The organism is Cobetia sp. PDI-12MA (assembly GCF_059507695.1).
This window is the reverse complement of sequence record NZ_CM183351.1, coordinates 894165-920598: the sequence shown is the minus strand read 5'-3', so window position 1 is coordinate 920598 and position 26434 is coordinate 894165. Positions and strand designations below refer to the sequence as shown.

Below are 26434 nucleotides of genomic sequence, written 5' to 3'. Positions count from 1 at the left end.
GTAACACCTACGCATTCAGGAGCTGCTTGATGCAGATCGTCATGGGCCTGGTGGGCATCTTAGCCCTGCTGGGGATTGCCTTCCTTCTCTCTGAAAACCGACGCGCCATCAGTCTGCGCACCGTGCTGGGTGCCTTTGCCATCCAGGCGATGCTGGGGATCTTCGTGCTCTACGTGCCTGCTGGCAAGAGCATGCTGCTTGGGCTCAGCGAAGGTGTACAGGCCGTAATGTCCAGTGCCAACGTCGGCATGGACTTCCTGTTCGGCGGCCTGGTCAGCGACAAGATGTTCGAAGTCTTCGGCGGTGGCGGCTTCGTGTTCGCGCTGCGCGTACTGCCGATCATCGTGTTCTTCTCGTCACTGATCGCGGTGCTCTATCACCTGCGCGTGATGAACGTCGTGATCAGCGTACTCGGCGGCGGTCTGTCGAAGGTGCTCGGCACCAGCCGTCCGGAGTCCCTGTCCGCGGCCGCCAACATCTTCGTCGGCCAGACCGAAGCCCCGCTGGTCGTGCGCCCGTTCATTGCCGGCATGACCCGCTCGGAGCTGTTCGCCGTGATGACCGGTGGCCTGGCCTCGGTAGCCGGTTCCGTACTGGTGGGCTATGCCTCACTGGGCATCGACCTCAAGTACCTGCTGGCAGCCTCCTTCATGGCGGCGCCGGGTGGCTTGCTGATGGCCAAGATGCTGATCCCGGAGACCGAAACCAAGACCCAGAGCGTCGAAGAAGCACTGGGCAAGGACATCGATCGCCCGACCAACGTCATCGATGCCGCCGCCTCCGGCGCGGCCTCCGGCGTGCAGCTGGCGATCAATGTCGGCGGCATGCTGCTGGCCTTCATCGCGTTGATCGCGCTGGGCAACATCATCGTCGGCTGGGTCAGCGGCCTGTTCGGCTATGAAGACATCACGCTGCAGCTGCTGCTGGGCTATGCCTTTGCCCCGGTGGCCTGGGTCATCGGCGTGCCGTGGCACGAAGCCATCCAGGCGGGTAGCTTCATCGGTCAGAAGCTGGTGCTCAACGAGTTCGTCGCCTTCGCCGATCTCGCCAGCCACCAGATCAAGCTGTCCGAGCACTCTGAAGCCATCATCATCTTCGCGCTGTGCGGCTTCGCCAACCTGTCCTCCGTCGCCATCCTGATGGGCGGCCTGGGGCTGATGGCGCCGAACCGTCGCGGTGATATCGCACAGATGGGCATGAAGGCGATTCTCGCCGGCACCCTCTCCAACCTGATGTCAGCGAGTCTCGCCGGTCTGTTCCTGTCTCTCTAGAGATGATCGCTTGTGAGCCAGTTGCCAGAGAACACGCGACTGTAGAGCAAGCTTTTGCAAGCGAGCTTCCATGGAGCAGACACCGCCATCTGGACAGACTGGCATCTCGACAACGCCCGCCCCGTGCGGGCGTTGTCGTATCTGGCACCCTATGACTTAGCCTCTGCTTACTCTCTGCTCGCCCTCTGACTTCTCACCCTGCATGGCTGCGACTGAGCGGCCCTGGGTGGCAGCCAGCGCAACGCCGGTTTGCCGATTGACTCCCTCACCCCCGCCCCAGACAATGGTTCACGTTGAAGCCAGGGTGTTCGGGAAACGGGTGAAAACCCCGTACTGCCCCCGCAACGGTGATCGCAACGCTCATGCAGGTCGACCACGATCAACAAGATCGACACGGCCAGCCACTGCTTCCGGGAGGACCTGTCATGCAGGCCTCCCCCAAGGGAAGGAGGTGGGAAGGCGCATGAGGGGGTGAGACTCCTGCCATTGGAGTCCACCAGGCGTCAGTCCGGAGACCGGCCCTCGCTTCCACACTGGTTGATGCGGAGGGCCTCACCAGTGGCAAGTCTCCCGCGACGGGCCTGATTGATCAGGGCGCGTGCGGGGGCGTGTGCTCGCGCACCCTGTCACGCCTGTCCTCCTCATTGCGTCTGACGCCTGAGGATCATTCATGAAACACAACAACACTCGTGGTCGCGCATCCGCGCAGGCCAGCTTCACTCTCGTCGGTAGCCTGCTGCTGCTGACCCCGCCCGCCGTCGCTGCTGATACGCTGACCACCGATTCATCCGAGGACCTGGATACCGTTCAGGTCACCGCCAATCGCATTCCACAGCTGCAGAATGATGTCCTGGCCAGCACGGAAGTCATCACGCGTGACGAGATCGATCGCCTGCAGGCCAGTTCGCTGGTCGATCTGCTGCAGTCACGCAATGGCATCGAGGTCGCTCGCAGCGGCCCGATGGGCAGCCAGACCAGCCTCTTCATGCGCGGTACCGAGTCCGACCACACCTTGATTCTGGTCAATGGTCAGCGCGTCGCCAACAGTGCCGATGGCCTGGCGCATTTCGAATTCCTGCCACTCGCTGCCGTCGAGCGTGTCGAGATCGTGCGTGGCCCGCGCGCCAGCGTCTACGGCGCCGATGCCATCGGCGGTGTGATCAACCTGATCACGCGTGGCGGCAGCGAAGTCGGTCAGCATGCAGAAGTCACCCTGCGTGCCGGCAGCGACGGCACCTTCCGCCAGAACGCCCAGTTCAGCTCAGTGGAAGACGACACGCGCCTCTCGGCCAATCTCCATCATGATGAGAGCGATGGCTTCTCGGCCCGCGATACCGGCAGTGAAGATGATGGCTACGAGGCCACGGGCGCCGAACTGCGTCTTGGCCACGACTTCGGTCAGCAGGCCACGCTCAGCCTCGGCGTCGCCAACACCGAGACCGATTACGACTATGACGACTGCTACGACAGCAGCTTCAGTGCCTCGGAAGACTGCCACGGCGAAGGCAGCCAGATGGTATTGGATGCCAGCCTGCTGACGCACCTGAACCCGAACTGGGACATGACGGTCAGCGTGGCACGCACGCGGGACGAGTACGAGAACACCGAAGCCGGCAGCGATGCCGGGCGTGTCGCCAGCACCCGCAACGAGGTCGGCCTGCGCCACGACTTCTACACCGACCTCGGCACGCTCAGTCTGGGGGTGGACCATCGCGAGGAAAGCCTGGATGCCGATGGCCCCTACTTCACCGCCGAGGGCTACAGCGTCGATAGCCGCTATGCCACCGGCGTCTACGGCAGCTGGCATCTTCAGCAACAGCGTCACCACGTCACGACCAGCCTGCGTTACGACGACGACAATCGTTATGGCCATCAGATGACGGGCGGCTCCAGCTACGCCTATGACCTGACGGCCGCGCAACAGCTCGGTGCCAGCTATTCCAGCGCATTCAAGGCACCGAACCTGATCGACCTCTACAGCCCCTACGGCTCCGGCAACCCGGATCTCGATGCCGAGACCTCCACGACGGCCGAGCTGTTCTGGCGTCTGCAGGAGCAGCGGTGGCACGTAGGCGTCAATGCTTTCCAGACGGATATCGACAATCTGATCAGCTACGAAGGTGCCAATTTCACGCCGATCAATATCGATCGCTCACGCATCCGTGGCATCGAACTGAGCAGTGGCTGGCAAGGTGATGCGCTCAGCGTGAACCTTGCCATGACCTGGCAGGATCCGGAGGACCGCGATACCGGTGAGCAATTGAAGCGCCGCGCCCAGCGCTTTGCGCGTCTGGACGCCGATTACGCCCTCGACGACTGGAGCTTCGGTGCCACGCTGCGTGGCAGCGCCAGCCGCAGCGATACTGACGCAGACACCTACACCGACACGCGCACTGCCGGCTATGGCGTGGTCGATCTGCGCACCAGCTGGCAGGTGATGCCGAACGTCAAGCTGAGCGCCAAGCTGGATAACGTCTTCGATCGCGAATATCAGCTGGTCAATGGCTACAACACCCAGGGCCGTTATGTGGAAGGCGGCGTCACCTTCTTCTTCTGATCGGCTTTCCCGGGGCACCTCTTTCGAAGAGCCTCGGACGATAGCCAGCCACACATGGCACAGCACCGATCAGGGCACCGCCCCCGGGTCGATGCTGTGCCTTTGACTCACGGAGCATACGCATGACGGACCGCAATACCCGCCACAAGGTCGCGATGGAAAAGCTCAAGTCGCATGTCGATGACAAGGTGGCGCAGGCCACTGAGGAGCGCGGCCAGCTGCTGGTGTTCACCGGCAACGGCAAGGGCAAGACGACCGCCGCCTGGGGCACCATCACCCGCGCGCTGGGCTATGGCTACAAGGTCGGGGTCATCCAGTTCATCAAGGGGCTGTGGGAATGCGGCGAGCGCGAACGGCTCGCCGAGGATGCCAATCTCGAAGTGCATGCCATGACCACCGGCTTCACCTGGGATACCCAGAATCGTGAAGCCGATACCGCTGCCTGTCAGGCCGTGTGGCAGCAAGCGCAGCGCCTGATGCGCGATGACAGCGTCTATCTGGTGGTGCTCGACGAGCTGACCTACATGGTCAAGTTCGGCTATCTGCCGCTGGAGGAGGTGATGACGGCACTCGAGAATCGCCCAGCAGAACAGACCGTGATCATCACCGGGCGCAATGCCAATCGTGAAATCGTTGCCTGTGCCGATACCGTCACCGAGATGACCGAGATTCGCCACGGCTTCAATCATGGTCTCAAGGCACGGCGCGGCATCGATTTCTGAGCATCCAGCATTCCAGCCGCTCTTGCTCCGACGCGCTTGCTCTGACGCCTTCAGTCCGACGCCTGCACCTTCTCGATGGCAGCGCAGACCTCTGCCATCGCCTCGACACTGCGCGGGCCGGGACGACTGATCAGGTCAGGAGTCAGACCCGCCAGTGCCACCTCGGAAAGCGGCCCTTCACTCGCGCGCCAGGCGGCAACCCACTCCTCGCGCGCGGGCCCCTTCGCGATCGGATGCAGAATCAGGCGCGGCCTGGCCAGCCACAAGGCTTCCCGGTTGATCTGCGGCACCACGGCGGGTGAGTCCGTCAGTAGCGGCTCACCGCCGCAGCGCCGAATCAGCTCATTGACCAGATGGTTGCCGCCCAGCGTCGTCATCGGGCTTTCCCCCAGCTGGAAGAAGACCGGCAAGGGGGCACTGTCGCGGGCGCGCCCCAGCTGCTCGATTCGCGCTGCGAGCGTCGCCACATGCTTATCCGCAATGTCGCGGGTACCCAGCAAGGTGCCAAGCCGGGTGATATTGGACAGCACATCGTCGAGTGAGGCGGGCTCGCTGACGAAGACGGGCATCCCCAACGCTGTCAGACGCTCATGCATCTCATCGGAAAGCCCGCTGCCCCATGCCACGACCAGATCAGGCCGTGCACTGAGCAGTGCCTCCAGGTTGGGGCCGTGATAACTGGCCAGGCGCGGCAGCTCACTGACCGCAAGGGGGAAATCACTGCCCTGGCTCACGCCGATCAAGGCCGGCAAGCCTCCTGCCGCTGATACCAGCTCGGCCGCGTGCGGGGCCAGCGTGACCACCTGCTGCGCTGGCTGTGACAGCGTCACGACATCGCCTGCATCGTCGATCACCTCACGCCCTGCGGCCAGGGCAGGCGACGCCATCAGCAATGTCATGACGAGCGCCAGCACTGCCTGTGCAGCGCCTCGTATCCAGCGCAGTCTCTCGTATACCTTCACGCATCGCCCTCATTGCTGATACTTTCAAGCCTATCGCGCCCGCATTCATGCCCCTCACCAAGCGCCAGGCGACAATGTTGCCACTTTACTCAAGGGATTTCCCATGCTGATGAACCACGCCACCAGAGGCCCCGCCCCCCTCGCCCAGCGCCTGCGTCGTACCGCCATGCTGTGCGGCCTGGCGCTCTGCACCGCCAGCGCCACACACCTGGCCCGCGCCGACCAGACGCCCGCACCGGCACTGGTGCATGTCAGCGCCAGTGCCAGCCTGGAGGCGGCGCCCGACAAGGCAACCATCCAGGCTCGCCTGTGGGAGAAGACGCCCGCTCGCAAGGTGGACGACAAGGCTCCCGACAGCGAGGCCGAGGGCCAGGCGGCCCGCAAGGCGCGCGAGTCACTGGAATCACGCATGACGACACTGATTCAGGCACTGGAGAAAGCGGGCATCGACAGCCGTCAGATCAGCGCCGGCAGCCTCAACCTGCGTCCTGAGCAGTACTACGAGCGCAACAATGGTCAGCAGCAGCCCCAGCAATGGCGTCGTACGCACCTCGAACGCCCGATCAGCCTCGCTCTCGATGACCTGGACAAGGTGCCGGAAGTCATCGACCTGCTGTTGGGCGCTGGTGTCAATCAACTGGCCGGTGTGCAGTATCAGATCAGTGAACGGGACGCCCTGGAAGACAAGGTGTTGAAGGAGGCCTTGACCAAGGCACGCCACAAGGCACAGCTGATGGCCGAGACCCTCGGCGCGACCCTGGGCAACGTGCAGTCGATCAATGAGTCCTCTCACAGCCCGCGCCCGCAGATGATGGCGATGCGTGCCGACATGGCGGAGGCCAAGAGCAGCGGCAGCGAATACCGCCCGGGCGAGCTGAGCCTCGAGAGCAGCGTTCAGGTCAGCTGGCATATCAAGCCTGCCGATTGAGGTCGTCGCGCAAAACGTGAGCGAGTGATCAGCAGCAGTGATCACTGCCATGAAAAAGACGCCAGCCGCAGAGTCTGCGACTGGCGTCTTTTTTTATGCCCATGAGGCAGACAATCAGCCGATCAGGCGCCCAGCTCCTGCTCGATCAGCGCCAGCGCCGCCAGCGGATCCTGCGCCTGGGTGACAGGACGCCCGATCACCAGATGGGTGCTACCGGCCGCCATGGCTTCACCGGGCGTCATGGTGCGCCGCTGATCACCGGCCTGCGCGAAGCTCGGGCGAATACCCGGCGTCACCTTGAGAAACTCTGGGCCACACAGCGCCTTGAGGCTCGGGGTCTCACGTGCGGAGCACACCACACCGTGCATGCCACTCTGCTGGGCGAGGGCCGCCAGCCGCTCGACCTGCGCAAGCGGCGTGACATCCAGCCCGATACCGGCCAGATCGGCCTGTTCCATGCTGGTCAGCACCGTGACGGCGATCAACTGGGTGTCGAGGCCGCGAGTCGAAAGGGCTTCAGCGGCGGCCTGCATCATGCGCGCACCACCAGAGGCGTGGACATTGGTCATCCACACGCCGTGCTCCGCTGCCGCCAGCACGGCCTGAGCGGTGGTGTTGGGTATGTCATGGAATTTGAGATCGAGAAAGACCTCGAAGCCGCGTTGATGCAATGCCTTGAGAATCTCGGGACCCACACGCGTGAACAGCTCCTTGCCCACCTTGACGCGACAGCGCGCAGGATCCAGCTGGTCTGCCATGGCAAGCGCAGCACTCATGTCCGGGTAATCGAGGGCGATGATCAGGGGGGAAGTCGTGGCAGGCATCCGGGCTCCAGGCGATGTGGCAGGCGCAATGACAGGAGGTCATGGGCTCGGGGCAACATTATAGCGCTCGGCTCTGTGGTTGTATGCCCAGGGAAAGACGAATCGAATCAGCAGGCTAACGCCTCTTAGCGCTTTCTTGCGTTGAGCGCAGAAAGCGGCGTAAGGATGAGAAACCGTTTAAATCTAAATGACTACAAACCTAATACCTGAGCCAGAGTATTTCTCGCGCAGGGCCTCGGGTGGTGGCTCCGCGCACACCCAATCGACCACCCTGATGTGAGCATAGGAAGCGACCATGAAAACTCTATTAGGAACACTGCTCGTGACCAGCCTGTTGGTACTGTCACCGGCCAGCCAGGCCGCAGACATGAACATCAACACCGCCACTGCCGCACAACTGACCGAGCTCAAGGGCATCGGTGGCAAGAAGGCCCAGGCCATCGTCGAGTGGCGCAAGGCGAACGGCCCCTTCACCGACGTGTCACAGTTGACGGAAATCAAGGGAATCGGCCCCAATACGCTCAAGCGCATGAACACGACATTGACGCTGGGCGAGCCGGGCAAGACGACCTCGGGCATCAACACGAAGAGCCCGTCGGTCAAGCAAGACGAGGCTATCCAGAAGAACCAGGCTGTCAAGAAAGGCCAGAGCGTCGACTCCCACAAGGAAGTCGAGAGTCTCAAGACTGCCAGCAACAATAGTTGAGCCGCCTCACCAATCAGGCAACCTCGTGTCAGTCGCGGGGTTGCCTGCCCATCGACTCTCTTCCTCCCAGAGAACTGCAAAAAATTTCAAGTAGCGCACCGGCAAGCCAGCGTCATGCAAACGCGGTGCTAGCCATTCCCCCTATGCACCCCACAACCAAAAAAGCCGACCCGAAGGTCGGCTAGCGGGGTTTCCCCCTCCCCTGACGGCGAATCGGCACCTGCAAAAAAGCCCGATTCTGACAGCGGCCATCCTGGCCTGCCCCTTCCCCAAGGGGCTCCCTCAATGCCAGCCTCTGTCGGCAGCTGACACCTCTGCTTCTGACATCGGTAGCTTTGATATCAGTAGCTCTGATATCGCTAGCTCTTCCGCCTGTGTCGGCCTGCTGCGGCCTCGACAGGGACACTCTACCCCGCCCCGCCCCGCACGAATCTGATCTGCATCAAGTCCTGAAGGCTTCATGGATCGATCTTGGCGACTGGCGCGCAGACGACTGATCCATATCAATTTTCTCCATCGCCATAGGCCCCAACAACAGACAGCCCCGCTGCCGAGGATTCCGGCAGCGGGGCTGTCTGTTGTTGAAGAGGGGCTGCAACGAGGAGCTTGAGCGATACCCCCTTTTGCAATGCCTACTTCAGCGACGCACCTTCTTGTCTTCGATCTCGGTATGACTGACATCGAGACCGAGCGGATGACCGGCCGAGAGCTCGGCACGCGTGGCATCGCGCACTTCCAGCACCTCGACTTCCCAGCTAAGCGCCTGACCTGCCAGCGGATGATTGGCATCGACCTTGACCTGCTGCTCACCGACTTCCAGCACCGTGACCGACCGCTGGCCTTCCGGGGTGCGGGCCTGAAAGCGCATCCCGGCGTTGATCTCGCCCGGACCGAAGGCATCACGCCCGAAGTACTGCACCAGGCCTTCATCCCGCTCACCGAAACCTTCGGCAGGCGTCAGATTGACGATCTTGCGGTCGCCGACACCGCAGCCTTCAAGTGCGCTCTCCAGCGCTGCCAGAATATTGTCGTGGCCATGCAGGTAGTCCATCGGCTCACGCTCAAGGGAGCTATCCAGCACAGTGCCATCAGCGGTGCGCAGGGTGTAATGCAGGCTGACGACCTGCTGGGAAGTAATCGCCATGGGAACCACTCCAGAAGAAAGGTGCAATGCGGTCTCGCGGATCAAGTCGGATGAGACAGGTCGGCAACTCAGCTTTCGCTGCGTCGCAGCTGACGACTGGACAGCTCGACACGCTGTTGCTGATTGATCAGATTGAGCAGCACGATGACGCGCTCATCGCCCTTCGCGCTCTCAAAGACGCCACTGAGCGAACTCAAGGGGCCATCGATGATCTCGACCTGCTCGCCGGCCCGGAAATAGACATTCTCCGGCGGTTGTTCCTGGCGTTGCTCACCGCTGGCGATCAGGGCTTCCACCAGAGATGTCGGCACCGCCGTTGGCGTATTGCCGAAGCTGACCAGCTTGAGCACGCCACGGGTCGAGCGAATCGGACGCCAGTTGTCATCCATCTGATCAAGGCGTATGAACAGGTAATAGGGGAAGAGCGGCTCTTCGACCCAACGCAGCTTGCCGCCGCGCTTCCTTTCCACCTCCAACAGGGGGTGGAAGACGTGAAATCCCTGATTGGTGAGGTTCTCCGCCGCACGGAAGGACTCCCCGCCCTTGCACTGGATAAGATACCAATGCGCCTTGGCAGCTTCTCGGGCTTCACTCATGATGACCTCTCATTGCCTGCCTGCCCCACTCATGCGTGTCTCGACCTGCATCATGCCTGTCAGCTGACCGGCAGGACAATGCATGGCTCTTGCCCTCAGGCAGTGCGACAATCCGGCCATGAATGACGCAAGCGGCAGATAGCCGCTCACCGTGCGTGTGACACGCGCGGCCACACCCTCTGCATGGACAGGCAAGGCTTTGACTTCAAAGGATTTACGCTTACTCGCTGGCCGTCATGGTATCACGTTCCTGATGGGCTTCGCCTCCGGGCTGCCACTGCTGCTGACCGGTAGCGTGCTGCAGGCCTGGATGACGGATGCCGGAGTATCACTGGACGCCGTGGGCCTGCTCGCGCTCGTCGGCCTGCCCTATACCCTCAAGTTTCTGTGGGCGCCATTGCTGGACCGCATCATGCCGCCGGTGCTCGGCCGGCGCCGTGGCTGGCTGATGATCGCCCAGCTGGCCCTGACCGCCCTCATCGCGCTGCTTGCCTTGCAGGACCCGCACATGTCGCCGCTGACCATGGGCGCCATCGCGCTGGCGGTCAGCTTCTTCAGCGCCACCCAGGACATCGTGATCGATGCCTATCGGCGCGAGCATCTGCCGGACAACGAGTTGGGGCTGGGCTCCAGCTTCTATGTCTATGGCTACCGCATCGGCATGCTGATGGCCTCGGCCGGCGGCCTGGTGCTGGCCGACATGATCGGCTTCCGCGTGACCTACCTGATCATGGCCGCGACTCTTGGCGCCTGCATGCTGGTGACCCTGCTGGCACCGGAGCCCGAGGCACAGGCCGCGCCGCGCGCCCATCATCTGCATGAGATCCTGTGGGACCCCATCCGCCACTTCATGAAGCGCGACGGTGCCATCTGGCTGCTGCTGTTCATCCTGCTCTACAAGCTGGGCGATTCCGTGGCGGGCAATCTGACCACGCCCTTCTACAAGGACATCGGCTTCAGCAACTCCCAGATCGGCGCGACCGTGAAGCTGTTCGGTCTTTGGCCGTTGCTGGCCGGCACCTTCTTCGGCGGCCTGATGATCATGCGCATCGGTATCTATCGGGCGCTCTGGTGGTTCGGCATCCTGCAGATGGTGTCGACTGCCGGCTTCGTGTGGCTGCATCACGTCGGTGATTCGTTGCCGTGGCTCGCGGCTGTGGTCGCCTTCGAAAACCTGGCGGCCGGCATGGGCAGCGCCGCCTTCATCGCCTTCATGGGCGCGCTGACCGACAAGCGCTTCACCGCCGGCCAGTACGCGATGCTCTCCTCGATCATGGGCCTGCCGCGCGTGGTGATTGCCGCGCCCTCCGGCTATCTGGCCGATGCGGCCGGCTGGGACAGCTTCTTCTGGATCTGCACGCTGGCCGCCATACCGGGCCTGTTGCTGTTGCTGCGCTTTCGCCACTGGGGCGCGATGCTGGCCACGCCGCACAAGTCACCCGCCATGTCGGGCGAGTGACAACGCCGCGAAGGCATCCTCGAAAACCTGAAAACAGCAAGAGAGCCCGAGAACAGCGGGCAGAACCACAAAACCCAGCAGGAAAGAATGAGGCAAGTCAGTCGGCGTCGTTGACACTGTAACAGCAGGTAAACGATGCTTATGCGGCATAGTGCATGAAGATAACAAGCTGCACTGCAGGCCCAGCTGGGGCCAGGCGGTGACATCAAGCACAGGGAGCCCGTCATGCCCATCACCACCCGGATGCAAGAAGGCATCATGATCACGCCGCCTGCCCAGCTGACAGGCGAGCTCGCGCGCTATTTCCGCCAGGAGATGCTGGCGATGATTCCTGAGCACACCGGCACGCTGGCGGTGGATCTCAGCCATGTCGAAGCCATCGATGCCGATGGTCTTTCGGTGCTGGTCAGCTTGCATGATGCGCTGTCCCCGGCGGCGCTGGTGGTGGTCGAACCCTCGCCGGTCATGCAGGCAGAGCTGGAGCGCGTGCGCCTGTTCGAGCTCTTCGATATCTACTATCAGCGCGACCCGCTGCTGGAGTCGAGCGGTGACACGCGGACAGGGCCTTCTCGTGAGGTAGCCTGATGAAACGCGACCTGACTCGGCCCACCTCCCTTGCCTGCTCTCTTCGACGCCTGCTGGGCGTCGCGGTCACGGCCGGCCTGATGGGCGGCTGTACGCCGATCATGCTGGACGACACTCCCGCCGAGGACCACTGGCAACAGGCGACCCACTGGCCACTGGAGCTGCCTGCCCCTCATGCCGATGATCGCTTCATGCAACTGCCCGCGGGCGATGACCAGCGGCTGGCGGCGGGTGATCGTCTGAGCGTCAGGGTCGCCGGCAGCGAACTCTTCGATGGCAGCTACGAGGTGGATCATGACGGACGTCTGCGCCTGCCGTGGCTCTCGCCGGTCGAGGCCTCCAACAAGACCATCGACGACCTGGCGGATGAGGTCACCCGGCGTCTGGTGCAGGAAGAGCTGATTCGCCCGGGCCTGGCACATGTCAGCATCCGGCTCGAGGAATGGGCGCCGCTGGCCGTCGCGGTGTCCGGCGCGGTGTTCTTCCCGGGGGAGGCGGTCATCAATACCCGCCTGCCGGAAGAGCGCATGGTGCGCCGCGATTTCGCTGGCGGCGATGCCAGTCAACAACGCCGTCTATCGGCGGCCTTGACCACGGCCGGTGGCATCCGCCCCGATGCGGACCTGAGCCATATCGAGCTGATTCGCGACGGCCAGACACAGATTCTCGACATGCGAGGCCTGATCGACGGCGAGTATGCCGCCAATCCCTGGCTGCGTGTGGGTGACCGCATCCACGTGCCTTCCAGCGGCGCCTTCCAGGCCGCGCTGATGCGCCCCTCGCCTCTCACCGCGCCGGGCATCGTCATCTATGCCTCCAACCTGACCACCCCTGCCAACAACAACAACGTCAGCAATTACACGGTGTTGCGCTCGCAGGTGCCCTACGGCGTGCGCATGCTGCAGGGCGTGATCAATGCCAACTGCGTCGGCGGCATCCAGGCGACCTCTGGTTCACGTCGCGCGGTGCTGATCAGCACCAACCCGATGACGCATCAGCCGGTCGTGGTCGATCGCGGTATCGATGCCCTGCTGGCCAATCCGGCGGATGTGGGCGTCAATCCCTACCTGATGCCCGAAGATGTGGTCGGCTGCTATGACTCCGGTGTCACCAACATCCGTGATATCGCCCGCACGCTGACTGACCTGCTCACGCCGGCCACTCTGCTGTAACCCATCGCCTGTCCGTTGATGGAATGCGACTGATCACTACCACGCGACAAGGATGTGCATGACAGAGTCCCGCTCACCCGACACACCACAAGACGCAGCCAAGCCCTCACTGAGACGCCGACTTCTGGGCGTCCTGCTGGGCTGGGCGGCGCGTGGCTCCAGCATGCGCCCGCGCACCCGCCGCGCGGCCTACCTGCTGCTGGCGACCGCCATCATGAGTGTCATCTGGGGGGTGACCATCACTTTCATCGCCGTGGCACCTGTCACCTACACCACCAGCTGGACGATGATCCTGCCGGGTACCGGCTCCGGCCTGTCGGTGAACTTCGAGAGCATCGGCCAGGCCAGCACCAGCGCCAACTCTTCCTATTCCAGCTCCTCGCTGGACCCCAAGGTCAACTACCGCGCCATCGCCGAGAGTCCCGCCGTGCTCGAGCGTGCTGCCAGCATGGTCGACATGCATCCCGACGATTACGGCAAGCCCAAGATCAAGCTGACCGACCAGACCGCCCTGATCGCCTTCCAGACCAGCGCGCCGAGCGCCAGGGCCGCGCTCGCACGTGCCAATGCGCACATCGATGCCTTCAATGAAGTGATCGAACAGCTGCGCGATGATGAACAGGCGCGCCGCGAAGCCGTCATCCGCCGCTCGCTGGAGACCTACGACCGCACGCTCAAGGAAACCCAGCGCAAGCTGCTCGAGTTCCAGTCCACCTCCGGGCTGGTCTCCATGGAGCAGTTCAAGGAATTGACGCTGAGTGTCGAGGCGCTCAAGGACACACTCGAGACGCGTGATGGCGAGCTGTCGGCTCTGGATGCCCGGCTCGCCACCCTGTCCAGTCGCCTGGGGCTGGATGCCGGCCAGGCCGGTGGCGTGATCGCCCTGCAGCGCGATGCCCGCTATCAGGCGCTGCTGACGCAGGCAGCGGAGCAGGCGGCCAGTCTCGATGAAGCACGCGGCAAATGGGGCGAGCGCAATCCGGAAGTCATCAACCTGGCCGCGGGACTTGATTCTCTCGAGCGTTCGCTGGCCTCACGCATGCGCCAGCTGCTTCCCCGCCAGTCCTCGCGCAACCAGAGTGCCCTGCGTGCCGCGTCCGGCCATGCCAATCAGGACACTCTGGTCGGCGAACTGATCACCCTGGATACCCAGCGGCGCGGCGTGATCAGCGAGCTTGCCACCGGGCGGGCCAATCTGGCGGCCCGCCAGCAACGGCTGGACAACAGTGTCGCCAAGGCCGCCCAACTGCAGGACCTGCTGCGCGAGCAGCAGGTCGCCACGGCGGTCTACACCACGGCGCTGGCCAAGATCGACATCGGCCAGATCGACCCCTTCGCCAGCTACCCGATGCTGCAGATTCTGGACCCACCGCCACTGCCCGAGAAGGCGGATTCGCTGGGCATCAAGCTGGCCATCGTCGGCGCGCTGGCCGCCAGCGTCTTCAGCATCATCGGCCTGATCCTGCTGTGGATCAGGAAACCCTACCTGCTGCGCCTGCAGCAAAGCGTGTGAGCCGCCGATGTTTTCCCTGAAGGCCGGACCGGAGGCGGATGTCCGCCCCGAGACCCCGGAAGAGCGCATCATCTGGTTCTCGATCACCGCCACCTATCTGTTCTATCTGGTCGGCGGCCTCTATGTGCTGGCACCGGTGCTGGCATGGTCATTGGTGATGCGTGCCGCCTGGTTGCACCTCAAGGGCCGCCAGCGTTTTCCGCGCCTGCCCTGGCCGCTATGGGTGTGGATCATCGGCATGATCGTGATGGAGTTCTCGCTGCTGGCCGGCCATCTGATCGAGAACCTCGGCACCGGCAAGCTGATCAAGTCCTCCATCGGCTGGGCCAAGGGCTGGGCGCTGCTGGCAGTCTTCCCGGTCATCGGCTGCCTGGCGATCCGTCCGGCGGTGATCATTCGCGCGGCCATGCATGTCTGCCTGCATACCATGCTGTTGCTGCCGGTATTCGTCGGCGCCTGGCTGGCGGGGCTGCCCCAGGTACCCTTTGTCTCGCCACTACAGGCTATCGGTGGGCCGGGGCCGGAATTCTTCGCCGTCTCGCTCTACGAGATCGATCCCGGCAGCGGCATGCCGCGCTGGCGACTGTTCACGCCCTGGGCCCCGGCGGTGGGCTTTGTCGCCAGCATCTATTTCGCCTGTGCCCTGCTGGAGAAGCATCCGATATGGAAGGCGATCGGCATCGGCGGCAGCGTGCTGATGATCCTGATGTCCGGTTCACGAATGGCACTGGTGTCGCTGGTATTGATCAGCGCCGGGATGTTCCTGCTCAAGCGCCTGCACAAGCCGTGGCTGTGGTTCAGCTTCTCCGGCCTCAGCCTGATCGCCGGCTTTCTCGGCGCGCCGATTCTGGAAGCCATCGACAACTTCATCGCCGCCTTCAAGGGCTCGCGAGCGGACTCGACCCGTGTGCGTGCCGCGCTGGGGCGTATCGCGGTGGATCGCTGGCGCAATGAGGCACCATGGTTCGGCCACGGCATCGTCGAGCGCGGACCGCACCTGGTGGAGTACATGCCGATCGGCTCTCACCACAGCTGGTATGGACTCCTGTTCGTCAAGGGCATCTTCGGGCTTTTCGCGCTGCTGATCCCGATGCTGGCCAGCCTGCTGCATCTGCTGCGCTTCGTGGTCGGCCGCCCTGTCGTGCAGCTGGGCCTGATCATGGTCGGCCTGCTGTTCGTCTACTCCTTCGGCGAGAACCTGGAGATTCTGGCCTATCTGATCTGGCCGGGACTGATCCTGATCGGCAAGGCGCACCAATTGGCGGGCCTGCCCGCCAGCGAAGGGCATATCCACAACATGGGACCGGTGGATGTGGAAAAGCCGCTTTCAAGGGCAGCGCCCGCCTCCGCCGATGCCGGCAGCAGCGACACGGCAACCTAGTCCGATCACGGGATAGTGGAACAATGCTGCGCCAGATCACGCCAATTCATCAGTACATTGCGCTAGAGTGGCTACACCAGCCGTTCAAAAGCATGACTGACAAGACCAGGTGCCTGGAAAGGCACGACAAGCCAGGGAGCCAGGCGATGGGGGTGATCACGCGACTCAAGACACGTCTGACAGGTGGTGGAGACGGTGGCAATGGCCGCCTGATCCGCAATCTGGCCTGGATGGGCATGTCGCAAGGGGTGCACCGCATCGCGCGTCTGGGCGCGACCCTGGTGGCGGCGCGCATGATCGCGCCGGAGTCCTTCGGTATCGCCGCCATCGTGCTCACCGCGCACGAGATCATGCACGCCATCTCCAATGCCGCCGTGGTACCCGCTCTGGTGCAGGCCGGTCGCGAGGGATATGAACGCCTGTGCCGCGATGCCTACTGGTTCAATTGGGTGGTGTGTCTTGGCCTGATGGTGCTACAGATGGCACTGGCCCCGCTGCTGGCCTACCTCTATGACGCTCCCGATCTGACCCTGCCACTGATGGCGCTGGCGCTGATCTTCCCGATGTTGCCCCCCGCCGCCATCAACGCGGCGCGAATTCTGCGCAGCAACCGCCTGCACATCACGGCGCGCATCGAGATGGGCCAGAGCATCGGCGAGGCCATCGGTGTGATGCTGCTGGCCGCCATGGGCGCCGGGTTCTGGGCCTTGATCCTGCCCAAGCTGATCGTGACGCCCATCTGGACCCTGACCTACCGCTGGTGCGAGTCATGGCGCATAGATGAGCGCCCCTCCACGCTTTGGTCGCGTCCGCTGATGAGCTTCGCGCGCCCGATGATGGGCGTCGAGGTGGTCTCGGTACTGCGTCAGCAGATGGATTACCTGCTGGTCGGCGCCCTGTTCGCCATGGACGTGCTCGGCGTCTACTTCTTTGCCTTCAATGCCGGACTCGGCATCAGCCTTGGCCTCTTGCGCGCCTACTCCACCGCCATCTTCCCGCAGCTGTGCGGCGACATGATGTCTCGCGAACGACTGGCACGCATGCACCACGGCATGCGCCTGTTCGCGCTGGTCGCCGTGCCCGCCATCATCGCCCAGAGCCTGCTGGCGCCCTGGTATGTCCCGATCCTGTTCGGGGAAGCCTGGGTCGAGCGTGGCGCCCTGCCGATCCTGATCCTGATCTGCCTCTCGGCCCTGCCGCGCATCCTGCTCGACAGCTGCGGCCAGTTGCTGCGTGCCCAGGGCATGCCCGGGGCAGACCTCAAGCTGCAGATCTTCATGACGCTGATGCTCGGCGCCGGCATGTTCGCCGGCGTGCCCTTCGGCATCAATGGCGTCGCGGCCGGCATTCTGGTCGGCATCAGCCTGGCCGCCCTGCCCGGCTATCTGTGGACACGCCGGCTGATCCTCGCTCAGGACGGCCCCGTGACAGATGCGCCGCCACCAGATTCACCAGACACACCTCACGCAGCAACCACCGCATCGCTTTCCCCAGACAGGGACGTCCAGGAGGCCAGACCATGACCCCGACCTTTTCGGTCATCATGCCGATCTACAACGTCGAACGTTTCGTCGCGGCCGCCATCGACAGCGTGCTGGCGCAGGAAGACGGCGACTTCGAACTGCTCATAATCGATGACTGCTCCCCCGATGGCAGCCGAGCGATCTGCGAGGCCTATGACGACCCGCGCATAACGCTGATCACGCATCCGGTCAATCGCGGTCTGGCCGGGGCGCGCAACACCGGCGTGCGTGCCGCACAGGGGCGCTACCTGGCCTTCCTGGACTCCGACGACATCTGGGAGCCCGCGAAACTTGCGCGCCACCGCGAGTACCTCGAGGCACGCCCCGAGGTAGGCCTGTCCTTCTCGCGCTCGGCCTTCATCGATGCCGCTGGCGAGCCGCTGGACTACTATCAGATGCCGAGCCTGACCGACATCACGCCGGGGCTGCTGTTCTGTCGCAACCCGGTGGGCAATGGCTCGGCGCCGGTCATCCGCCGCGAGATTCTCGAGGCCATCGCCTTCGACTGTGAGGTCAAGGGGGGCGGCGTGCTGCCCTGTTACTTCGATGAGAGCCTGCGCCAGAGCGAAGACATCGAATGCTGGACACGCATCGCCCTCAAGACCGGCACCACGGTGGAAGGCATTCCCGAGCCGCTGACCCGCTACCGTCTCAATGAAGGCGGGCTTTCGGCACAACTGGAGCGCCAGTACCAGAGCTGGCTTGCGATCGTCGAGCTGACGCGCGCCTACGCGCCTGACTTCATCGAACAATGGTACCCCCGCGCCCAGGCCTATCAACTGCGCTACCTGTCTCGTCAGGCGATTCGCCTGCGTGACGGGGAGGCTGCCTGGGCGTATTGCCGCCGCGCCATCAAGGCATGGCCGGGCGTCTGGAAGGCGGAATTCGGGCGCACCGCTGCCACGGCAGGGGCCGCCCTGATGTTGCGCGTGATGCCCAGGAGTCTCTATCTACGCTGTGAAGGGCTCGCCCAGGGGGTCATCGGCAAGGCGCAGAAGAAGAAGATCGACAATGCGCCGCGCCCGCAGTCGGCCAGACCGAATCAACAGCAGGACGCTCATGAAGTGGAGTCGCCATGATGAGCCAGCCATTGGATCAAGCCCTCTTCACCACAGAGCGCGTCAAGACGCTGCCTCACGTCAAGGTGCTGGGGGTGCCCTTCGTCAACACCAGTCTCGACACCTGCCTGAGCCTGCTCAAGAGCTGGATCAGCGACCCGCAGCCGCGCACCGTCAACTTCGTCAATGCGCACTGCCTGAACGTGGCCCAGGTCGATCGCTACTACATGCAGGTGCTGCATGACAGCGACCTGCTGCTGCCCGATGGCAGCGGCGTCAAGATGGCCTGCCGCATGCTCGGCCAGGAGCTCGAAGCCAACCTCAATGGCACCGATCTGCTGCCCCACCTGTGCGACATGCTGGTGGCGGAAAACAAGCGCCTGTTCCTGCTCGGCGCCGCCCCGGGCGTGGCCGACAGGATGGCTGACAAGCTCCGCGAGCAATGGCCGACGCTCGAGATCAGTGGTGTACATCACGGTTTCATCGGCCCGGAAATCATCGACGACGTGCTGGCGCAGATCAATCAGGGCACCGACCTGTTGCTGGTGGCGATGGGCGTACCGACGCAGGAGAAGTGGATCTCGACCTATCGTGAGCGACTCGAGGTGCCAGTGGTCATGGGCGTCGGCGGTCTTTTCGACTTCTATTCCCAGCGCATTCCACGTGCGCCGGGCGTCGTGCGCAGACTGGGCATGGAATGGGCCTGGCGATTGCTGATGGAGCCACGCCGCATGTTCAAGCGCTACGTACTTGGCAACCCGAGCTTTCTGATGAGCGTACGTAAATATGGGGAAGAGGCGATCCCCGGACGCGGCCTGTGGATGAAATCACGCTCCAACTGGCGCCACTTTCGATGGCGAGTGAGCAACTGGCTGACCCCGCGCGCGCGCCGCGCCATGGATATCGTCGGTGCCAGCGGTGTGCTGCTGGTGCTATCGCCACTGCTGCTGGGCACCGTGCTGGCCATCCGCCTGGAATCGCCAGGCCCGGTGCTGTTCGGCCAGGAGCGTATCGGGCGCCATGGCAGGCCGTTCAAGCTGTGGAAGTTCCGTTCGATGTACATCGACGCCGAAGAGCGTCTGCGCGAACTGCAGGCCGCCAATGAGAGCGAGGGTGGGGTGCTGTTCAAGATGAAGCAGGACCCGCGCATCACGCGGGTGGGCCGTATCATCCGCAAGCTGTCCATCGATGAATTGCCGCAGCTGTGGAATGTGCTGCGCGGCGAGATGGCACTGGTCGGGCCTCGCCCGGCGCTGGCCCGCGAAGTGGCGCTCTACGAGGCGCGCGCGCGCATGCGTCTGGATGCCACCCCGGGGCTGACCGGGCTGTGGCAGGTGTCGGGCCGCTCGGACCTGTCCTTCGAGCAGCAGATCCACCTGGATCTCTTCTACCTGCATCGTCAGGGCATCAAGGAAGACATCAAGCTGCTGTTGCGCACGATTCCTGCCGTTCTGACCAGCCGTGGAGCCTACTGATGCGCGAGACTTCTCTCATTCGTGCTGCGCTGCACCAGTGTCATGATTCATGCCAAGGAGGTGTGCAATGCATGTGCTCCTGTTGGCGGACCGCCTCGGCCAGGAAGTCGCGCCGATTGACCGCCGTTACTCGCCGGCGCTGCTGCCGATCGCCGGACGCAGCGTGCTGGAGCGCAACCTCGACCTGCTGGTCGGACGAGGCGTGACGCACATCAGCCTGATCATCGCCCGTGACCCCGAGTGGTTCCGCGCGCGTATTGCCGATGGCTCACGCTGGGGCATTGATCTCGACATACTGCCGATGCCCGGCGAGCGAGACCCGCGCGAGCAGATCAAGCGGCTCGGCGCCATGGCCGCCCTGCCTGCTCCGGTGCTGCGCGCCGATGTGCTGCTGATGCCGGAGTGGTTCCAGGATGACAGCCTCGCGATCAGCGAGCAGGCCATGGCGTCAGGCGCGCCGGTCTGCCAGCCAGCCAGCGTGGCAGACCCGTCTCTCGCTCGCCTGCACTGGCCGGAGTTGCGCGACAACCCCCGGCTGGGGCCGGCCCTGCTGGCTTCGCTGTCGCACTATCACACCCTGGTGATGCAGGCACTCGATGCCGATGACTCAGGCCTGACACCGCACGGTGAGCGTGGGGTATTGCCCGGCGAGCAGGACCTGCACCACGTCTACTACGCCGCCGGCGCAACCCGCCTGGATGAATCGCGCCTCACTGGTGGCTTCGCCGGCATCACCACCCATGTGGAGCCCGGCGTGCTGCTCAAGGGATACTGCTGCCTCGAACAGGGCAGCTACGTGGAAGAAGGCGCCATGCTCGAGGACTGCGTCATCCTGCCCTTCACCCGCGTACACGGTGGCCAGCAGGTCAACGCCGGCATCCTGTTCGAGGGCGAGGCACTCGACAGTACGGCCCCGCACTGGCTCAAGGACCGCCGTCAGGCAGGCGCCGCCTCGCAACGCGGCGTCGCCTACCGCAACCCGGCACGCCCTGAATGGCAAGAACGGGTTCTGGCGGCCCTGATTTCCCTGGCCACACGCCCCTTCGGCTCACGCTACAAGGAGCTTCGCCATCGCCTTCGCCAGGTGCAGGACAGCCGCATGCGGCTCTTCGGGGCACTGCCCGAGCGCTCGCCACCGCCTCTGGACAGGGTCGGCATCAGCAGTGCAGGCGCCATCCAGCCCCCGGATTGGCGCGCCACACCGGATGCCTTCGCTGCGACGCTGGAGGCCATCCAGGTCGGCCAGACGCCGGGGCTTCGCAGCGCCCTTCGCGAAGCCTGGCGTCTGCGCCAGCAAGGCAAGCAGCAGTGATCGCGCCCGTTCATGCTTCCCCCTGAACTCGCCTCGCGCTACAGGACGAGACACAAAAAAACCGCAGTGCCGTGGCACTGCGGTTTTTTTCATACGGACTTCGTCATACGAGCGCTTGCGATCACTCGCCAGGTAGCATGAGCGGTCTTTGACACCGACTCAGCGATGCTTGGCCAGCCAGGCAAGCGCGCCCTCGCTGCGCTTCCACTGGTCCCGCATCAGGGTGCGGTACTGCCAGGCCTCGCCACGCGTGCCGGGTTCCGGCGCTTCCACCGCCAGACTCACTGGCCGCGGATGCTCCGCCAGCAGCAGGCTGATCAGATGCGAATTGGCTTCCCGCACGATCTCGAGTGCCTGCTCGGCATCCTTGTCGCGCCCCAGTCGGTAGAGCGCCAGCACCTGGCCCATCAGGATGCCCAACAACGGCATTTCCTCATCGACGGCACGTCGCTCGATATCATGCTCGGCGAGGGTCACGGCCTCGTCGTTGCGGCCTTCGCGCAGCAACTGATCCAATACCAGCTCACGCAGGCCGAGGCTGTCTTCCTCGTCGAGCTTGAGCAGGCGCTCCGCCAGCTGGCGCGAACGCTCGCGCTCACCGCGCTCCATGCCGATCACCAGCCCCAGTCCACAGCGCAGCAACTGGGCGTTGTCGCCATCTTCCCAGCGCAACAGGCCGCCGGCCTGTTCGATCTGATCGAGCCAGCGATCGAAGCGCTGCGCCAGCGGCACGAAGAAGGTGTCCGACATCCACGGCAGGCTACCGAAGCGACTGGCCAGCGCCAGGATCAGCCCCTGACACACCGACGGAACGTCCAGCCACTCGGGGCTGGCGCACAGCTGCTGCAGCCATTCGTTGGGGTCCTGGACATCCCAGGGATCGATATCCAGCGCCAGTGCCGCCTCTTCCTCGATACGCGCCGGGAAGACCGCCTCCCAGAGCCCGAGTGTCACGGCCTGCTCCGCATTCTGACGGAACAGCAGACTGCCATCTTCCTGCGTTTCCAGCGCCAGACGCGGCGGATGCTCGATCACCTCGAACAGCGCCTGCAGGGCGGCCAGTGAATCCGACAGGGACTCATCGGAATTGACCATCTGCTCGGCGAGCGTGGCACGCGGGTTTTCGGCCAGATCCGCCAGGAATTCCAGCTGACCGGGCTCGATGTCCTTCTGCTTGGACAGACGACGCCACCAGAAGCGCGCGCGATCCTGCGCCTCTTCCGGCTGGCCCTCGTGCAGCAGCAGCATGGCTTCGATATAGGCAAGCGTCGGCGAATCGGGCAGCGTCTGCTGGGCACGAATGAAGGCGGCGCGCGCCGAGCCGAGATCATCGCTGTCCAGATGCAGCAGACATTGGTGCTCCAAGGCGACGCCGCGCAGGAAGGCAGGGCCACGCTCCAGCACCTCATCGAGCAGCAGCGCCTTCTTGCGGGTGAAGCCGCGCTCCTGATAGAGATCCAGCAGCAGCTCGAAGCCAGGCTCGGCCTGCTCGGGCAGGCGCGACCAGTCGCTGGTATCGAACAGCGCCTCCATGATCTGCTGAGCCCGACCGCGATTGCCGCTCTCGGCGCTGATCAACCCCGCCTCGAGCAGCGCCTGCGCCGGCGCGAGACCGGAGGCCAGCGCCGCCTTGAGCTGTTCGCCCTTGAACTCGCGCAGCGACAGCATCCACATCAGATGGTCCGGAATCGCCGGCAGCTGCACCTTGTCGCAGCACTGCTTGTACTTGCGACCCGAGTCACACCAGCAAGGCTCGTTGCGCCCGGGCGGTGCCAACGACTCGCGCGCGAAGTCGAGTCGCACCAGCGGAGTCTGGCTCCACAGCACCGGCGCCAGCGCTACCGCCAGCGCTTCGTCGCCACCGCTGTAGTTCACGCCCTCCGAATGCGCCCACTGCATGAAGGCAGGAAAGGATTCATCGGCGCGGATGGCATCAAGTGCCCCACTGGCGTAACTCAAGAGCCGTTCGACCCACTCGGCAAGCATGGCATCTCCCTAGAAAAGCGTTTCACAGCCCTGCAGGCACCGCATTCTGGTCGCCACCTCGGCGTTTCCTCAGGCGCGGTGCCCGTCAGAACCTGCGAATCAAGGGGCGAAGTCTATCACGAGGAAGCCTCGCCCCTCATCGTTCACTCACTCAAGCGGCTGACGCAGCGATAACCTGCTGACCTGAGCTGTTCGGCCAGACAGGCGATATGCGCCGGGCCCACCTCGCAGCAACCGCCGACGATACGAATGCCGGCATTGACCCACCCCAGCGCATGCGCTGCGTACTGCTCCGGCCCCAGGTCTTCGCGCGCCTTGAGGTCCTTGACGGTGCCGCCGGGGGTGAGTTCCGCAATGGAGGTGAAGCCATTGGCATAGGCGCCGGTCGGCAGCGGGCTGGCCAGCAGATTTTCCAGACTACCCTGAATGGCTTCCGGCGCGCTGCAATTGATCAGGACAGCGTCCACGCCCATCTCCTGGAGCATGCTGATCGCGTCTGCCAGCGGCTCACCGCTGCGCAGGGTCGCGGTCAGATCATCCTTCACCGTCAGCGAGACCCACACCGGCAAGCCGCTCTCGAGTGCGGCGGTGGCAGCGGCGCGAGCCTCGACGCAGGAAGACAGCGCCTCACACAGCAGGACATCGACCAGCGGCGCCTGCAATTCCACCAGGCGGCGATAGCTGGCAAGGGATTCGTCAGCACTCGGCGCGACATCGGGGCGATAGGTGGCGACCAACGGCGGCAGGCAACCCGCCACGCGCACGTCCGCCTCGCCACTCAGGGCGATGGCATCCCGCGCGGCCTTGCCAGCCGCGGCATGAATCGCCGCGATCGACTCGCCGACACCCGCCAGGCCCAGACGCTGCGGCGTGGCCGTGTAGGTATTGAGCGTGATGACACGCGCGCCGGCACGAATGAAATCCAGGTGCAGGTCACGCACCAGCTCAGGCTGGTCCAGCATCACCTGAGACGACCACAGCGGCGTCGGCTCACGACCGCTACGGCGCACCAGTTCCTGTCCCATGCCGCCGTCCAGCAGCACGACTTCAGCCCCGTCGCCTGCCCCCTTTCCTGCTTCCAAGACTCGTTCCACACAACCTCCAGAGCTTTTTGATGTCCTAGCGTGAGCCTGACGACCTGGCGAGACCCGCTGGCCAGTCAGTGGCGGGCGAAATTCTACCACGCTCGACCCGCTTGCGGCCCTTGCTCACTGGAGCCAAAAGGCTGCCCAATGCTACTGTTGACGGCATTCTTTGCCCCGCGCTGCGCTCGAGGCTCGTGCTCACGAACCTCTCGGCAGCCCATGTCGCGCCAGATGCCCCACCCCGTTCAATCAAGGAAGCCTGCCTTGCTGTTGCCGAGCCCCTTTCGTCCCCGAGCCAACACTGCCAATGACGCGCCCCAGGTACGTCTGGAGCGTGAGGGCCGCGACGAGATTCGCCGCATTACCCAGGCCGTGGAGCGTGTGCCCTGGTCGGTGAGCCTGATGCAGATCCTGTGGACCGCAGGCCCGGTGACGCTGATCGGCGCCTGGGGCGGCTATCTGCTCGGTTACGGCAAGGAACCGACCTTCGAGAACTACATCTTCTTCATCTCCTACACCGTCATCACCGGTGTCGCGGGCATCGTGGCCAATATCGCCCACAATCTGACCAGCTCACGGCGCTATGACCGCACCGAAGCCAAGATCGAACGCGTGATCGACACCGTGCCGGAGCTGATCCTCGCCACGCGCAATCTGATCGTCGAGAGCCTCGAAGGCGATGCCCGCCGGCGTGAAGCGGCGGCCATGCTGCTGCGCAAGCAGGACCTGGCGCCGGAGGGAGTCGAGCTGGCAGCGCTGGAGCTGCTCGATGACCGTGATGCCGCGCGCATCATCAGCCAGATCGACGTCTACCGTCGCGTGGGCCTGCATGCGCGTATCCGCGACATGAACAGCCTCAACCGTGAATGGCTCGAACCCCAGTTCAATGAGCTGGCCGAGCTGGCCCCCGAGGCCATCGGCCTGCTGCGTGAGCGCTTCGAAGGGCGCGCGCCCGACCTGCACAGTGGCGTGCCGCGTGACGAGAACTTCATCGAGCGTGTGCTGGCCGCCATCGAGCAGGACAACGACCTGCTGATGACCCTGCAGGACGTGGAGGAGATGCTGATTCTGGCCTTCGAGTTGATCAGCGGGCGCAAGATTCCGCTGCTGACTTTCGAATACCGTGGCCGCTGGAAGCTGGCGCGCGCACTGGACAACCTCGAGCATGCCCGCTCGCGTTATCGCATTCGTCAGGCCACCGGCCTGTCACGCCTCAAGGCGCTGACGGTCTATCTGGCCGAGCAGTCCGGCACCCTGGTGGAGGATGCCGCCTCCGGCCTGCGCGCCGAGGTACTGCTGGAGCGCTCCACCCAGGCGATGGACGCCCTTGCCGAGCAGGTGACGCATCTGGCGATCGCGGTCAATGAGGGCGATCGTGAACACCGCGCCGCGCTGCGCTCGCGCGCCGACATCCTCACCAACGCCATCCGCCTCTACAAGACGGTGACCAATGCCTACGAGCAGGTCGGGCGCAGCCACGCCGTCTTCCTCAAGATGTCCAAGCGCTGGGAAAACATCGCCTCACAGATGTCCGATGACGCCACCCGCCTGCGGGTCGGCCCTGGCCGCCGCGGTCTACGCATCCAGGAAAAGACCATCGCGCTGGACGATGAAGCCAAGGCGGAGGTCTGCAAGCATCTGGCCGATCACTTGAACGAGAGCCGCATCAAGCGCGTCGACAGCGAGATCGCCTACCAGGCCCGCGAGACGGTGCTGCGGGTCGGTGTCGACAAGGCCAAGGCGATGGCGGTCGAGATCGCCCTCGCACTGGAGCCCCACATACACCTGTCACGCCCGGCCGTGCAGCGCGCCATCAATGGCTCCAACGCTGCCTATTTCGGCCAGCTGGAGCCCAATCAGTCCGCGGCAGCCAAGGCGGCCCTGGGCAGCGCCATGGTGCGCGAGATCGACGATGACCTGTCACGCACCGCCGAATCACTGGCCATCGCGCTGGTGCGCCACTACCGCGTCGAGCTGGAGCCGCTGGCCATCGAGTTCCTGCGCGACACCTTCGGCGCCCGTGAAGCGACACTCAACATGCTCAGCAACTATCAGCCCACCGACCACCACCCGGTCAGCTATCTCTCCAATCGCCCACCGCTGATCCAGACCGCCAATCGCGACTGGTATCGCGCCCTCGTCCAGGCACGTCGTGCGCTCGACGACGATTGATCC

At 64.1% G+C, this 26434-nt stretch carries 21 protein-coding genes and 1 riboswitch; of the genes, 15 read left to right on the top strand and 6 right to left on the bottom strand.

Annotation, left to right across the window (positions count from 1 at the left end):
• Nucleotides 1–29 precede the first annotated feature (29 nt).
• From AC5WNI_RS03955 to cobO, 3 genes are all read left to right on the top strand, one after another.
• Entirely contained in the window at nucleotides 30–1271 is a 1242-nt protein-coding gene (locus AC5WNI_RS03955) for a NupC/NupG family nucleoside CNT transporter (RefSeq protein WP_175088280.1), read from the top strand.
• 285 nt (nucleotides 1272–1556) lie between these two features.
• Nucleotides 1557–1809, top strand: a riboswitch (cobalamin riboswitch).
• Nucleotides 1810–1941: 132 nt separating this feature from the next.
• A complete protein-coding gene (locus AC5WNI_RS03950; protein WP_495928740.1) occupies nucleotides 1942–3828 on the top strand; it encodes a TonB-dependent receptor domain-containing protein in 1887 nt (628 codons plus the stop codon).
• A 122-nt stretch (nucleotides 3829–3950) separates the two neighbouring features.
• Nucleotides 3951–4550, top strand: coding sequence for a cob(I)yrinic acid a,c-diamide adenosyltransferase (gene cobO, locus AC5WNI_RS03945; RefSeq protein ID WP_175088282.1), 600 nt, complete (start codon nucleotides 3951–3953; stop codon nucleotides 4548–4550).
• Between the two features lie 50 nt (nucleotides 4551–4600).
• On the opposite strand, the gene AC5WNI_RS03940 is transcribed toward cobO, so the two are convergent.
• The gene (locus AC5WNI_RS03940; RefSeq protein ID WP_175088283.1) at nucleotides 4601–5437 is read right to left on the bottom strand and encodes a helical backbone metal receptor; all 837 of its coding nucleotides are present in this window, start codon (nucleotides 5435–5437) and stop codon (nucleotides 4601–4603) included.
• Nucleotides 5438–5615: 178 nt separating this feature from the next.
• Between AC5WNI_RS03940 and AC5WNI_RS03935 the strand changes: the two genes are divergently transcribed.
• Nucleotides 5616–6440, top strand: coding sequence for an SIMPL domain-containing protein (locus AC5WNI_RS03935; RefSeq protein WP_175088284.1), 825 nt, complete (start codon nucleotides 5616–5618; stop codon nucleotides 6438–6440).
• Between the two features lie 122 nt (nucleotides 6441–6562).
• Here AC5WNI_RS03935 and pyrF read toward each other — a convergent pair whose 3' ends face one another.
• Nucleotides 6563–7264: an orotidine-5'-phosphate decarboxylase gene (gene pyrF / locus AC5WNI_RS03930; protein WP_175088285.1), complete on the bottom strand. Its 702-nt coding sequence runs from the start codon at nucleotides 7262–7264 to the stop codon at nucleotides 6563–6565.
• A gap of 295 nt (nucleotides 7265–7559) precedes the next feature.
• On the opposite strand from pyrF, the gene AC5WNI_RS03925 reads away from it, so the two are divergent.
• Complete coding sequence (locus AC5WNI_RS03925) at nucleotides 7560–7970, top strand: ComEA family DNA-binding protein (RefSeq protein WP_175088286.1); 411 nt, start codon at nucleotides 7560–7562, stop codon at nucleotides 7968–7970.
• 637 nt (nucleotides 7971–8607) lie between these two features.
• On the opposite strand, the gene AC5WNI_RS03920 is transcribed toward AC5WNI_RS03925, so the two are convergent.
• Together AC5WNI_RS03920 and rfaH are read right to left on the bottom strand one after the other, a co-directional pair.
• Nucleotides 8608–9114, bottom strand: coding sequence for an FKBP-type peptidyl-prolyl cis-trans isomerase (locus AC5WNI_RS03920; protein WP_175088287.1), 507 nt, complete (start codon nucleotides 9112–9114; stop codon nucleotides 8608–8610).
• 68 nt (nucleotides 9115–9182) lie between these two features.
• Nucleotides 9183–9710, bottom strand: a complete 528-nt coding sequence (rfaH, locus tag AC5WNI_RS03915; protein WP_175088288.1) for a transcription/translation regulatory transformer protein RfaH — start codon at nucleotides 9708–9710, stop codon at nucleotides 9183–9185.
• A 253-nt stretch (nucleotides 9711–9963) separates the two neighbouring features.
• Between rfaH and AC5WNI_RS03910 the strand changes: the two genes are divergently transcribed.
• The 9 genes from AC5WNI_RS03910 to AC5WNI_RS03870 all read left to right on the top strand — a co-directional run bounded on the left by AC5WNI_RS03910 (nucleotide 9964) and on the right by AC5WNI_RS03870 (nucleotide 21188).
• A complete protein-coding gene (locus AC5WNI_RS03910) occupies nucleotides 9964–11169 on the top strand; it encodes an AmpG family muropeptide MFS transporter (RefSeq protein ID WP_285460131.1) in 1206 nt (401 codons plus the stop codon).
• Between the two features lie 225 nt (nucleotides 11170–11394).
• Complete coding sequence (locus AC5WNI_RS03905) at nucleotides 11395–11754, top strand: STAS domain-containing protein (RefSeq protein WP_175088290.1); 360 nt, start codon at nucleotides 11395–11397, stop codon at nucleotides 11752–11754.
• Complete coding sequence (locus tag AC5WNI_RS03900; RefSeq protein ID WP_175088291.1) at nucleotides 11754–12926, top strand: polysaccharide biosynthesis/export family protein; 1173 nt, start codon at nucleotides 11754–11756, stop codon at nucleotides 12924–12926. The genes AC5WNI_RS03905 and AC5WNI_RS03900 overlap by 1 nt, the downstream gene beginning before the upstream one ends.
• A 58-nt stretch (nucleotides 12927–12984) precedes the next feature.
• Complete coding sequence (locus AC5WNI_RS03895; RefSeq protein ID WP_285460130.1) at nucleotides 12985–14439, top strand: GumC domain-containing protein; 1455 nt, start codon at nucleotides 12985–12987, stop codon at nucleotides 14437–14439.
• Nucleotides 14440–14446: 7 nt separating this feature from the next.
• A complete protein-coding gene (locus AC5WNI_RS03890) occupies nucleotides 14447–15820 on the top strand; it encodes an O-antigen ligase family protein (RefSeq protein ID WP_368448384.1) in 1374 nt (457 codons plus the stop codon).
• A gap of 146 nt (nucleotides 15821–15966) precedes the next feature.
• Nucleotides 15967–17343: an oligosaccharide flippase family protein gene (locus tag AC5WNI_RS03885; RefSeq protein WP_495928736.1), complete on the top strand. Its 1377-nt coding sequence runs from the start codon at nucleotides 15967–15969 to the stop codon at nucleotides 17341–17343.
• On the top strand, nucleotides 17340–18422 hold the full coding sequence (locus tag AC5WNI_RS03880) for a glycosyltransferase family 2 protein (protein ID WP_495928734.1): 1083 nt from the start codon (nucleotides 17340–17342) through the stop codon (nucleotides 18420–18422). The genes AC5WNI_RS03885 and AC5WNI_RS03880 overlap by 4 nt, the downstream gene beginning before the upstream one ends.
• On the top strand, nucleotides 18422–19876 hold the full coding sequence (locus AC5WNI_RS03875; protein ID WP_285460126.1) for a WecB/TagA/CpsF family glycosyltransferase: 1455 nt from the start codon (nucleotides 18422–18424) through the stop codon (nucleotides 19874–19876). Before AC5WNI_RS03880 ends, AC5WNI_RS03875 begins: the two co-directional genes overlap by 1 nt.
• Nucleotides 19877–19943: 67 nt before the next feature.
• Nucleotides 19944–21188 carry a glycosyltransferase family protein gene (locus AC5WNI_RS03870; protein ID WP_495928733.1) on the top strand — a complete coding sequence of 415 codons (1245 nt, stop codon included), beginning with the start codon at nucleotides 19944–19946 and terminating at the stop codon, nucleotides 21186–21188.
• A gap of 159 nt (nucleotides 21189–21347) precedes the next feature.
• Here AC5WNI_RS03870 and AC5WNI_RS03865 read toward each other — a convergent pair whose 3' ends face one another.
• Nucleotides 21348–23174 (bottom strand): SEC-C domain-containing protein, encoded by a 1827-nt coding sequence (locus AC5WNI_RS03865; RefSeq protein ID WP_175088297.1) that lies wholly within the window; start codon nucleotides 23172–23174, stop codon nucleotides 21348–21350.
• A gap of 143 nt (nucleotides 23175–23317) precedes the next feature.
• On the bottom strand, nucleotides 23318–24256 hold the full coding sequence (locus AC5WNI_RS03860; protein WP_495928731.1) for a homocysteine S-methyltransferase family protein: 939 nt from the start codon (nucleotides 24254–24256) through the stop codon (nucleotides 23318–23320).
• Between the two features lie 267 nt (nucleotides 24257–24523).
• On the opposite strand from AC5WNI_RS03860, the gene AC5WNI_RS03855 reads away from it, so the two are divergent.
• Entirely contained in the window at nucleotides 24524–26431 is a 1908-nt protein-coding gene (locus AC5WNI_RS03855; protein WP_175088298.1) for a coiled-coil domain-containing protein, read from the top strand.
• Nucleotides 26432–26434 lie beyond the last annotated feature (3 nt).

Excerpts from the sequence above, each read along its gene's own strand:
- AC5WNI_RS03905 (WP_175088290.1), top strand. The coding sequence starts at position 11,395 with ATGCCCATCACCACCCGGATGCAAGAAGGCATCATGATCACGCCGCCT.
- AC5WNI_RS03950 (WP_495928740.1), top strand. The coding sequence starts at position 1,942 with ATGAAACACAACAACACTCGTGGTCGCGCATCCGCGCAGGCCAGCTTC.
- AC5WNI_RS03925 (WP_175088286.1), top strand. The coding sequence starts at position 7,560 with ATGAAAACTCTATTAGGAACACTGCTCGTGACCAGCCTGTTGGTACTG.
- AC5WNI_RS03900 (WP_175088291.1), top strand. The coding sequence starts at position 11,754 with ATGAAACGCGACCTGACTCGGCCCACCTCCCTTGCCTGCTCTCTTCGA.
- AC5WNI_RS03935 (WP_175088284.1), top strand. The coding sequence starts at position 5,616 with ATGCTGATGAACCACGCCACCAGAGGCCCCGCCCCCCTCGCCCAGCGC.
- cobO (WP_175088282.1), top strand. The coding sequence starts at position 3,951 with ATGACGGACCGCAATACCCGCCACAAGGTCGCGATGGAAAAGCTCAAG.
- AC5WNI_RS03910 (WP_285460131.1), top strand. The coding sequence starts at position 9,964 with ATGGGCTTCGCCTCCGGGCTGCCACTGCTGCTGACCGGTAGCGTGCTG.
- AC5WNI_RS03890 (WP_368448384.1), top strand. The coding sequence starts at position 14,447 with ATGTTTTCCCTGAAGGCCGGACCGGAGGCGGATGTCCGCCCCGAGACC.
- AC5WNI_RS03875 (WP_285460126.1), top strand. The coding sequence starts at position 18,422 with ATGAGCCAGCCATTGGATCAAGCCCTCTTCACCACAGAGCGCGTCAAG.
- pyrF (WP_175088285.1), bottom strand. The coding sequence starts at position 7,264 with ATGCCTGCCACGACTTCCCCCCTGATCATCGCCCTCGATTACCCGGAC.
- AC5WNI_RS03865 (WP_175088297.1), bottom strand. The coding sequence starts at position 23,174 with ATGCTTGCCGAGTGGGTCGAACGGCTCTTGAGTTACGCCAGTGGGGCA.
- AC5WNI_RS03920 (WP_175088287.1), bottom strand. The coding sequence starts at position 9,114 with ATGGCGATTACTTCCCAGCAGGTCGTCAGCCTGCATTACACCCTGCGC.
- AC5WNI_RS03885 (WP_495928736.1), top strand. The coding sequence starts at position 15,967 with ATGGGGGTGATCACGCGACTCAAGACACGTCTGACAGGTGGTGGAGAC.
- rfaH (WP_175088288.1), bottom strand. The coding sequence starts at position 9,710 with ATGAGTGAAGCCCGAGAAGCTGCCAAGGCGCATTGGTATCTTATCCAG.
- AC5WNI_RS03895 (WP_285460130.1), top strand. The coding sequence starts at position 12,985 with ATGACAGAGTCCCGCTCACCCGACACACCACAAGACGCAGCCAAGCCC.
- AC5WNI_RS03870 (WP_495928733.1), top strand. The coding sequence starts at position 19,944 with ATGCATGTGCTCCTGTTGGCGGACCGCCTCGGCCAGGAAGTCGCGCCG.
- AC5WNI_RS03880 (WP_495928734.1), top strand. The coding sequence starts at position 17,340 with ATGACCCCGACCTTTTCGGTCATCATGCCGATCTACAACGTCGAACGT.
- AC5WNI_RS03940 (WP_175088283.1), bottom strand. The coding sequence starts at position 5,437 with ATGGCGTCGCCTGCCCTGGCCGCAGGGCGTGAGGTGATCGACGATGCA.
- AC5WNI_RS03955 (WP_175088280.1), top strand. The coding sequence starts at position 30 with ATGCAGATCGTCATGGGCCTGGTGGGCATCTTAGCCCTGCTGGGGATT.